This window comes from Roseomonas sp. KE2513 (assembly GCF_016107305.1).
In the GTDB taxonomy this organism is placed as follows: Bacteria; Pseudomonadota; Alphaproteobacteria; order Acetobacterales; family Acetobacteraceae; genus Roseomonas.
This window is the reverse complement of record NZ_RCVR01000085.1, coordinates 1-8,444: the sequence shown is the minus strand read 5'-3', so window position 1 is coordinate 8,444 and position 8,444 is coordinate 1. Positions and strand designations below refer to the sequence as shown.

The window sequence follows — 8,444 nt, the reverse complement described above, 5'->3', positions numbered from 1 at the left end:
CGATTTCAAGCGCACCCTCCGCCAGGCGTTCCCTCGAGGAACACCGCACGCAGCATCAAATCGCGTCAGACGTACTCTCAGAACTGCTGATCAGTCCCGGATACCCAAGCAGGATCCGGCCCGGTGACTTGGTGCTTACGGCGAGGCTGCCACACCCGATCCCATCCCGAACTCGGCCGTGAAACGCCTCAGCGCCCATGGTACTGTGCCTTAAGGCATGGGAGAGTCGGTCAGCGCCAAGCCACCCGACCGGATCCTCCACAACGACATAATGTGATGCAGCACAATACGGACACAACAAAGCCCACCCTGCCTCAACATGGCGGGTGGGCTTTTTAGGTTTCTGCACTGGGCGAGTACTGCACCCTGCCCTTGGTCGTGCGGATTGCCGAACTGCACAACCGGCGCTGTCCACCTCGGCACCTGTGCCGGAAGTGAAAGACTGCTAACAGGCCACATAAGTGCATTCGCCAATGGTGACCTCACTACTTCTGCGGCCCCGGTGCAGGATCCCAGACGGCCACCTTTTCGCGTGGAACGATCTCGACCACTTCGATGTCCTGCTCATCAAAGCAGAACTCCGCCAGGGCGTAAGGTGGACCGTTCAACCAGCCAGGTAGCTTCCGCGGGTCCGCGGCGTCCTGGTCCGTTGCCCAAGTCTGGCCTTCGCCGAGTGGGCGTGGCGTGATGACCTTGTCGATCCGCACGGCAACGATGGTTCGGGTGCCGACGTCGGTGCACCGCCACAGCGCCTGTCCGGTTGAGAACGTGGTCCCGATCTGGAAAGCCACCCCGTCTGCCCTCACCAGCTTGGCCTGACGCACCTGGGTGGCAGCTGTAAGGACCATACGCACCACCCGGCGCAGATCCTCTGCGGGCAGACGTGGATGAACGTCAGGAGTGATGGATAGCATGGTGGTGGCAGCTTCGACCTCCGCATCACTGACAGCGGGAAGCGGGTCCACGGCGGTCCTCCTGCAGAACGGGCAACCACGGCACGATCAAGGGTCCGTATCAGGCTAGACCCTGAACACCATCGTATCTGACGACGCGGACGTCGAGGGTATTGGGGCCGAATGGCTGCTCCAGATTGAGCGTGAGCCCTCCCGCGCGCGTGAGGTTCAGATCGCCCAAGATGAGGGCTGGCAAGCGCTGCACAGGAGCGTAGCGCCCGGTCCGGTGCCGGGGCTGCGACACCCGGCAGGCATCACCCGCGCGGTAAGCCTAAGGCGCTTCTATCCCCTGCCCCTCCCTGCCCTTCCGTCCGGCCCGGCGCGTAGCCCATGGTGAGCACGAACGAGAGCGCTCGCCATTCCTTGCGGAGTCGCAACAGCCTGCCGCGGCGACCAGTCGCCCGGCGAGAACGGGATAGGAGTTGGCCCGGAACACTGCCCTGCCACTGCGATGCGAGATGGTCCTTGCCTTTCAAAGCGAACGCCAGCCGGCGACGTCGGGTAACGCGGCAGCGGCACAGGGTCTGGCGCCACCGGACAATTGCCCCGCTCACTCCCGCCTAAATAATGCTCGCCATGGCAAAGTCGCTCACCGATCCGCCACATACGGGCTGAGCTTAGGTTGCCCGCGCGGACCGTCCCGCCTAATCGGGGCACGAACCGCCATGGGAGGCAACGCCGTGCCCCTTCGCCCCAGCCGCCGCGCCCTGATGTGCGCCGCTCTCCCCTTGCCGCTCATGCGCCAAGCTGCCGCGCAGGAGGCCTGGCCCGTCAAGCCCGTCCGCTTCCTGCTGCCCTTCCCGCCGGGCCAAGCGACCGACACGATCGGCCGGGTGCTCGCGGAGGAACTGTCCCGCCAATGGCCGCAGCGTGTGGTGGTGGAGAACCGCGCGGGCGGCGCCGGCGTGGTCGGCACCGAGGCCGGCGCCCGCGCGGCTCCCGATGGCTACACTATTGTCGCCTCCACCAGCGGCACTATTGGCATCAATCCCAGCATCATCCGCAGCCTTCCCTATGACGCGGAGCGGGACTTCACCTACATTACCACCATCTTCACCGTACCCTTGATAATCGTGGCGCATCCCTCCTTTGCGCCGAACGACTTGCCTGCCCTGATCGGGGTGGCCAAGGCCGATCCCGCCGGCATCAACTACGGGAGCGGCGGCCCCGGCACCTCCCAGCACATGTCGGCGGAGCTGTTCTGCAGCCGGGCTGGTGTGAAGATGACTCATGTGCCCTATCGCGGCAGCGGGCCGGCCATGACAGACCTGATCGCCGGCAACATCCCGTTGATGTTCGACAGCGTGGCCAGTGCCCTGCCGCACCTGCGCGCCGGCCGGATTAAGGCACTCGGCGTCACCTCGTCCATCCGGGCGCAGCAACTGCCGGAGGTGCCCGCTGTTGCTGAGACAATCCGGGGTTACGAAGCGATCGGCTGGGCCGGGCTTTGCGTTCCCGCCGGGACGCCGGCGGCTGTTGTTGCCCGCGTCAATGCCGATGTAACGGCACTCCTGCGCAACCCGGACTTCGCCGCGCGTGTCGTCCAATTGGGCGGCAACCCTGCACCACAGACGGTGCAGGAAGCCGATTCCTTTGTGCGGGCCGAAATCGCCAAGTGGCGCGAGGTGGCGCGGAACGCCGACGTCCGGCTCGACGGCTAGATCAGGGCGGGGCGCGCAAGACCGCGAGGGAGGAAGGCCAGGTTCCCTATTTCGCTCCGCGCGAGAAGGTCAGTGCGCTCGCCTCCTAATTTGTGCCGGTACATGCGGCCACCCTTCGAAAGTCCTCCAATCCCAAGCAGTGTACGACCGTGTCGGCCACGATCAAGCCGGTGACGCAGACCGCGGTGGTCAAGGCTGTCACGAGCAGGGCCCGCCCGGAAGGCCAGTAGCATCGGGAGGCCAGTGCCGACCGCTGGAACAGCATCCTCAAAGAGGCAAGCCCTTTATCCGGGCGACAGCAGTCATGACACCGCGAAGCTCGGCGAGTCCGCGGAGGCGGCCAATCAGCGGATAGCCGGGGAAGGTCGGCTTGCCGCTGTCGTCGGCCAATTCATGCCCGTGGTCCGGGCGGAAGGGGATGCGCCAGTCCGCGCGGCCGCTGTCCAGGCGGCGTTTCTGCTCAGTGAGCAGCGCCTCCACCACTGCCACCATGTCCGTGTCGCCGCCAAGGTGGTCGGCCTCCATAAAGGAGCCGTTTGGCTCTTTCGCGACGTTTCGCAGATGAGCGAAGTAGATGCGATCGGCGAACCGCGCAGCGATGCGCGGCAGGTCGTTCGATGGGTGCGCGCCGAGCGAGCCCGTGCAGAGGGTCAGCCCGTTGGCGGGGCTGTCCACCATGGTGAGGAGGTCGGCGATGTCCTCCTCAGTAGAGACGATGCGCGGCAAACCGAAGAGCGGGCGTGGCGGATCGTCAGGGTGCATGCCCATGCGGATGCCGAGTTCCTCCGCTGTCGGGATGACCTCCTCGAGGAAGCGTCGCAGGTTGGCCTTCAGGTCCTGTGCGGTCATCTCTCCATAGGCTGCGAGGATGCGGCGCAGGCCCGCAACGTCGTAGCGCTCGTAGGCGCCGGGCAGCCCGGCCATGATCGAAGCGAGCAGGATATCCTTCTGCGCCTCGCTGGCGCCTTCTACCCAAGCTTTGGCTTGGGCGAGCAGATCCGGCGGCACGCCCTCCTCTGCGCCGGAGCGCTTCAGTATGAAGACATCGAAGCCGACGTACTCGTGCGCGTTGAACCGCAGAGCGGTACCGCCCCCGGGAAGCGGGTGGCGCAGCTCCGTCCGTGTCCAGTCCAGCACGGGCATGAAGTTGTAGCAGATGTTCGTGACCCCTGAGGCCGCGAGATTGCGCATGGACTGCCGGTAGTTGGCAAAAAGCGGCGCGCAGTCGCCGTCGCCACGCCGGATCTTCTCGTGCACCGGCAGGCTTTCCACGACACGCCAGTGGAGCCCGAGCGAGGGATCTTGCGCGAGAACTGACTTGCGCCGCTCAATCTCCTCCACCGTCCAGACCTCGCCATAAGGGATCTGGTGGAGCGAAGTGACGATGCCGCGCGGGCCCGCCTGCCGGATATGGTCAAGCCGGACCGCGTCGTCGGGGCCGAACCAGCGCCAAGTTTCTTCCATCGATGGCGATCCTTCAGGAAAGCGGGTCAGCCGCCGCGGCGGCGCGGGCCCCGGCCGTGAGCAGCCGCTTGTAGGCGGCGGCCACGGCGCCGCGGAATTCTGCATGCACCGGGAGGTCGGTTCCGAAAATTGACCGGAGACCCAGCAATGCGCTGAGCCGCACGTCCGGATCGTTGCCTGCCGCGTCCAAGGCGGCGCGAAAAGCCGGTGCCATGGGGTCGCGCACTTCGAGCGCCCGCCCCGCCTCGTCGATGCCGCCGACGTAGCGCGCCCAGGCCGCGACCGCGAGGGCCAGAGCGGGGATGGGCAACTTGGCGGCCAAGCGCTCCCGCACGGTCGAGAGCAGGCGCTGCGGCAGCTTCTGCGACCCGTCCGCGGCGATCTGCGAAGTGCGGTGGTGGATCGCGGGATTGCCGAAGCGTGCAAGCAGGTCGTCGGTATAGGTGGCGAGGTCCTGGCCCGGAGGCGGCGGAATCATGGGCCGGATTTCCGTCCACAGGCGTTGCGCATAGGCGGCGAGGGCCGGATCGCCGACCGCCGCCACGATGGTCTCGTGCCCGGCGAGGCAACCGAGATAGGCAAGGGCCGAGTGCGCTCCGTTCAGCAGGCGGAGCTTCATGTGTTCAAAGGGCCCGACGTCCTCGGTGAACACGGCACCGGCGAGGTCCCAGGCCGGGCGGTCGCCACCAGCGAAGCGGTCCTCGATCACCCATTGGCGAAAGGGCTCATGCATCACCGGGGCAAGGTCGGCCAGACCGGTAGCGGCCTGCGCGGCTGCGAGGTCCTGCTCCCCCAACGCGGGCACGATGCGATCAACCATGGAGGAGGGAAAGGATACCGTCTCGGCGATCCACCCGGCGAGATCCGGGTCGGATAGGGCTGCGAAATCCCGCACCAGCTCGCGCAGCAGCGCGCCATTTCGCGGCAGGTTATCACAGCACAGCACGGTGAAGGGCCGCAGTCCCGCTTCCCGGCGGCGGCGGAGCGCCGCAGTCAGAAAGCCCACCGCCGTGCGTGGGGCATCCGGGGCGCCTAGGTCATGGAGAATATCTGGATGATCCTCGCGCAGGCTGCCCGTCGCGGGATCGTGGCAGTAGCCCTTCTCCGTCACCGTCAGGCTGACGATGCGCGTCCCAGGGGCGGCGAGCAGGGAAAGAACACCGTCGGGCTCCTCAGGCGCGACGCGCACGTCTAGGAGGTTGCCGACGATGCGCGCCCTATCCCCCCCAGGGCCGCGCTCAAGCGTGGTGTAGAGGCCACCCTGGGGCACAAGCCGATCGCGCTGGTCCGGCCGTTGCAGGGAAACGCCGACAATCCCCCAATCCCCGCCGCGCGCGTTCAGCACGTCTTCAGTGTAGAGCGCGACATGGGCGCGGAAGAAGGCACCGAGCCCGAGATGCACAATGGCCGGGCTGAGCCGTGCCCGATTATAGCGCGGCAACGCGACATGGGCCCCTGGCGGGTGTGCTGCGAGGGCCTGGGGAGAAAGGCGGGGCATGGCGGCTTGGTCCCGAGAAGCTGCGGTCACTTGAAGTAGAGGCTGGGCAGCCAGAGCGAGACCCAAGGCACGTAGCTGACGATGAACAGCACGATGATGTTGCAGATCAGGAAAGGCACGATAGCCTTGCTGACGGAGCCAAGCGAAACCTTGGCGATGTTCGCCGCAACAAAGAGGCAGACGCCTACAGGCGGTGTGGTTAGCCCAATCATGAGGTTAAGCACGGCAATGATGGCAAAATGGATGGGATCGATGCCGACCGCAACTGCGACAGCCAGTAGCGGCGGGAAGAGGATGATCAGCGCCGCGATCGTCTCCATGAAGGTGCCGACGATCAGGAGCAAGATGTTGATCAGTAGTAGGATCAGGTACTTGTTTGTGGTGAGCGCCAGCATCGACGCGGCGATGGCCTGCGGGATCTGCTCGCTGGTCAGGATCCAGCCGAAGACGTTGGCGAAGCCCACCAGCAGGATCAGCGCGCCTGATCCAATCGCACTCTCCAGCAGGATCGCGGGGAGCTGGCGGACACGGAAGCCCTTGTACACGAAAAGACCGACGACGAGCGCGTAGAGCGCGGCCACCACCGACGCCTCGGTGGGCGTGAAGAGGCCACCGACGATCCCGTAGAGGATGACGGCAGTCATCAGAAGGGCCCAGAAAGCGCCACGCGACGAGCGGATGATCTCGCGGAACCCGGCCCACTCGCCGCGCGGATAGGCGCGTCGCACGGAAACGATATAGACCGTGACCATCATCGCGATGCCGAGCAGGAGCCCGGGGATCGCGCCGGCGAGGAACATCTTGCCAACGGAAAGCCCGGACAGAGTTCCGACGATGATCATCGGCACACTTGGAGGGATGATGGGGCCGACCGTGGAAGCCGCGGCGGTGACCGCAGCGGCGAAGGGCGCGTCGTAGCCAGCCTTGCGCATGGCGGGGATCATCACGGAGCCGATAGACGCGGTCTCGGCCACCGCGGTACCGGAAATCCCGGCGAAGATCATCGATCCCGTGACATTAGCCAGCCCAAGGCCGCCGCGGATATGTCCCACCAGCGAGTTGCCGAAACGCACGATCTGGTCGGTGATCCCGCCGCCGTTCATCAGGTTGCCCGCCAGCACGAAACCGGGAATGCAGAGGAGCACGAAGCTGTCCATGCCGGCATAGGCGTATTGCGCGACCACGGAGAGGTCGATGTCCGCTCCGATAAGGTAGATGGCGCTAGCGAGGCCGAGCGCGATGCCCACGGGCACGCCGAGGATCAGGCAGACGCCGAAAGTCAGGAACAGCAGGGTGACGAGCATCAGGTGAGCTCCCCGTGCGATGCGGGCGGCGCCTCCGCGAAGCCCAGGAGGCGGAACAGGGAGAAGAAGGCGAGTGCGGCCGGGATCAGCAGCATCACCGCATAGACGGCAATCATCGGCAGGTCGACGGAGCGGGCGCGCTCGCCCAGGCTGAACGAAACATAGTCGTAGGCGCCGGGAATGATAATCAGGCTGAAGGTGAGCACGATCACGTCCACCAAGCGTTCGATGACGTTGCGGGCGGCAGGCGGCAGGGGTGCGATGAAAAGGTCCACGTTGACCATCTCGCCGCGCAGCAGGGCGAGGCCGCAGGAAAAGCCCACGAGATAGACGAGGGCGAAGCGGGCGATCTCCTCGGTCCAGGAATAGGCGGGGAAGCCGGGAATTCGGCCGAGGACTTGTACGGTGACGACGCCAATAAGGAACGCGAAGGCGACGAGCGTTCCTGCCCGGCAGACCGCGCGGACAGCGGTCAGTATGGCGGCGAGAGCCAGGCGCATGAGGTGTCTTTCCTGCGGGGCGAAGGCCCGCCGCGGAGCCGCGGCGGGCGATCCACTCAGGCTGCGATGATCTGCTCGTAAATCGGGCGGATGTCGGCGTTCAGCGCGGCAATCACCGCATCTTTGCCCTTGGCGGCATAGGCGGCCTTGTCCACGTCCACGAACTTCATGCCCTTCGCCGTGAGCTCGTTAGCGAGGTTGCGCTCGTCCTCCAGAAAGAGGCCGCGCTCGTATTCCTGCGCCACCTTCGCGGCTTCCATCACGGCTGCCTGCTGGGCGGCAGGGAGGCGGCCGAGTTTGCGGGTACCGCCGACGATGTAAATCCAGCTCAGCACGTGTTCGGTGCGGTTGATGGTGGACTGCACCTCGCTGAAGCTCGCAGACTTAATCAGTGCGAGTGGGTTCTCCTGCGCGTCGATCGTGTGGTTCTGGAGCGAGGTGAAGACCTCCGAAAAAGCCATGGGCGTAGCCTTGGCACCCAGCGCCTCCCAAAACCGGACGAAAAGCGGCACGTTGGGCACGCGTATCTTAAGGCCGTTCAGGTCGGATGGCGTCGGGTAGGCGCGGTTGGCGGTGAGATAGCGTGGGCCTCGCGCGAAGTAGCAGAGCGGCTTGAGCTGAGTCTTGCCGGCGATGTCCTCGGCAATTCTCTGGCCGATCGGCCCGCCGACCACCCGGTCCATGTGGGCGAGGTCACGCACGGCGTAGGGCACTGCCAGCAGGGCGGCGGACGGCGCCCAGTTCTGCAGTGATTCGCCGGTGATGGTGAAGTCCACCGTGCCGAGCTGGATTCCCTTGATGAGGTCGGTCTCCTTGCCGAGCTGCTCGTTCGGGAACACGCGCACTTCCAGCGCGCCGCCAGTGCGGCGGGCGACCTCCTCGGCAAACTTCAGGCTGGCCTTGTGCCACGTGTTGTCCTCGTTGCCGAGGTGACCAAGCTTGAGCGTGGTGGCTGCGCGGGCGTTGAAGGCAGGCGCGACGCCGAGCGCCAGGATACCCGCCAAGCCGCCGAGCGCCATGCGGCGCGGGGTGTTCGTGTTGTTCACGGTTGCGTTTCCTCCCTA

7 protein-coding genes and 1 rRNA gene are annotated in these 8,444 nt (G+C 65.8%); 2 read left to right on the top strand and 6 right to left on the bottom strand.

Annotated features, from left to right (window positions below):
- Nucleotides 1–127: 127 nt before the first annotated feature.
- Nucleotides 128–242, top strand: a 5S ribosomal RNA gene (gene rrf, locus D9599_RS29635).
- Between the two features lie 243 nt (nucleotides 243–485).
- Here the strand turns inward: rrf and D9599_RS29630 are convergent.
- Nucleotides 486–965, bottom strand: coding sequence for a hypothetical protein (locus tag D9599_RS29630; protein ID WP_198384934.1), 480 nt, complete (start codon nucleotides 963–965; stop codon nucleotides 486–488).
- Between the two features lie 668 nt (nucleotides 966–1,633).
- Here D9599_RS29630 and D9599_RS29625 point away from each other — a divergent pair.
- The gene (locus tag D9599_RS29625; RefSeq protein ID WP_309228765.1) at nucleotides 1,634–2,614 is read left to right on the top strand and encodes a tripartite tricarboxylate transporter substrate binding protein; all 981 of its coding nucleotides are present in this window, start codon (nucleotides 1,634–1,636) and stop codon (nucleotides 2,612–2,614) included.
- Nucleotides 2,615–2,881: 267 nt separating this feature from the next.
- Here D9599_RS29625 and uxuA read toward each other — a convergent pair whose 3' ends face one another.
- The 5 genes from uxuA to D9599_RS29600 are packed head-to-tail and all read right to left on the bottom strand — an operon-like array spanning nucleotide 2,882 to nucleotide 8,399.
- Entirely contained in the window at nucleotides 2,882–4,078 is a 1,197-nt protein-coding gene (uxuA, locus tag D9599_RS29620) for a mannonate dehydratase (RefSeq protein WP_198384933.1), read from the bottom strand.
- Nucleotides 4,079–4,091: 13 nt separating this feature from the next.
- Nucleotides 4,092–5,576: a mannitol dehydrogenase family protein gene (locus tag D9599_RS29615; protein ID WP_198384932.1), complete on the bottom strand. Its 1,485-nt coding sequence runs from the start codon at nucleotides 5,574–5,576 to the stop codon at nucleotides 4,092–4,094.
- Nucleotides 5,577–5,602: 26 nt separating this feature from the next.
- Nucleotides 5,603–6,880, bottom strand: coding sequence for a TRAP transporter large permease (locus D9599_RS29610; RefSeq protein WP_198384931.1), 1,278 nt, complete (start codon nucleotides 6,878–6,880; stop codon nucleotides 5,603–5,605).
- The gene (locus D9599_RS29605) at nucleotides 6,880–7,380 is read right to left on the bottom strand and encodes a TRAP transporter small permease (RefSeq protein ID WP_198384930.1); all 501 of its coding nucleotides are present in this window, start codon (nucleotides 7,378–7,380) and stop codon (nucleotides 6,880–6,882) included. Before D9599_RS29605 ends, D9599_RS29610 begins: the two co-directional genes overlap by 1 nt.
- 56 nt (nucleotides 7,381–7,436) lie before the next feature.
- A complete protein-coding gene (locus D9599_RS29600) occupies nucleotides 7,437–8,399 on the bottom strand; it encodes a TRAP transporter substrate-binding protein (protein WP_198384929.1) in 963 nt (320 codons plus the stop codon).
- Nucleotides 8,400–8,444 lie beyond the last annotated feature (45 nt).

Excerpts from the sequence above, each read along its gene's own strand:
- uxuA (WP_198384933.1), bottom strand. The coding sequence starts at position 4,078 with ATGGAAGAAACTTGGCGCTGGTTCGGCCCCGACGACGCGGTCCGGCTT.
- D9599_RS29615 (WP_198384932.1), bottom strand. The coding sequence starts at position 5,576 with ATGCCCCGCCTTTCTCCCCAGGCCCTCGCAGCACACCCGCCAGGGGCC.
- D9599_RS29610 (WP_198384931.1), bottom strand. The coding sequence starts at position 6,880 with ATGCTCGTCACCCTGCTGTTCCTGACTTTCGGCGTCTGCCTGATCCTC.
- D9599_RS29605 (WP_198384930.1), bottom strand. The coding sequence starts at position 7,380 with ATGCGCCTGGCTCTCGCCGCCATACTGACCGCTGTCCGCGCGGTCTGC.
- D9599_RS29600 (WP_198384929.1), bottom strand. The coding sequence starts at position 8,399 with ATGGCGCTCGGCGGCTTGGCGGGTATCCTGGCGCTCGGCGTCGCGCCT.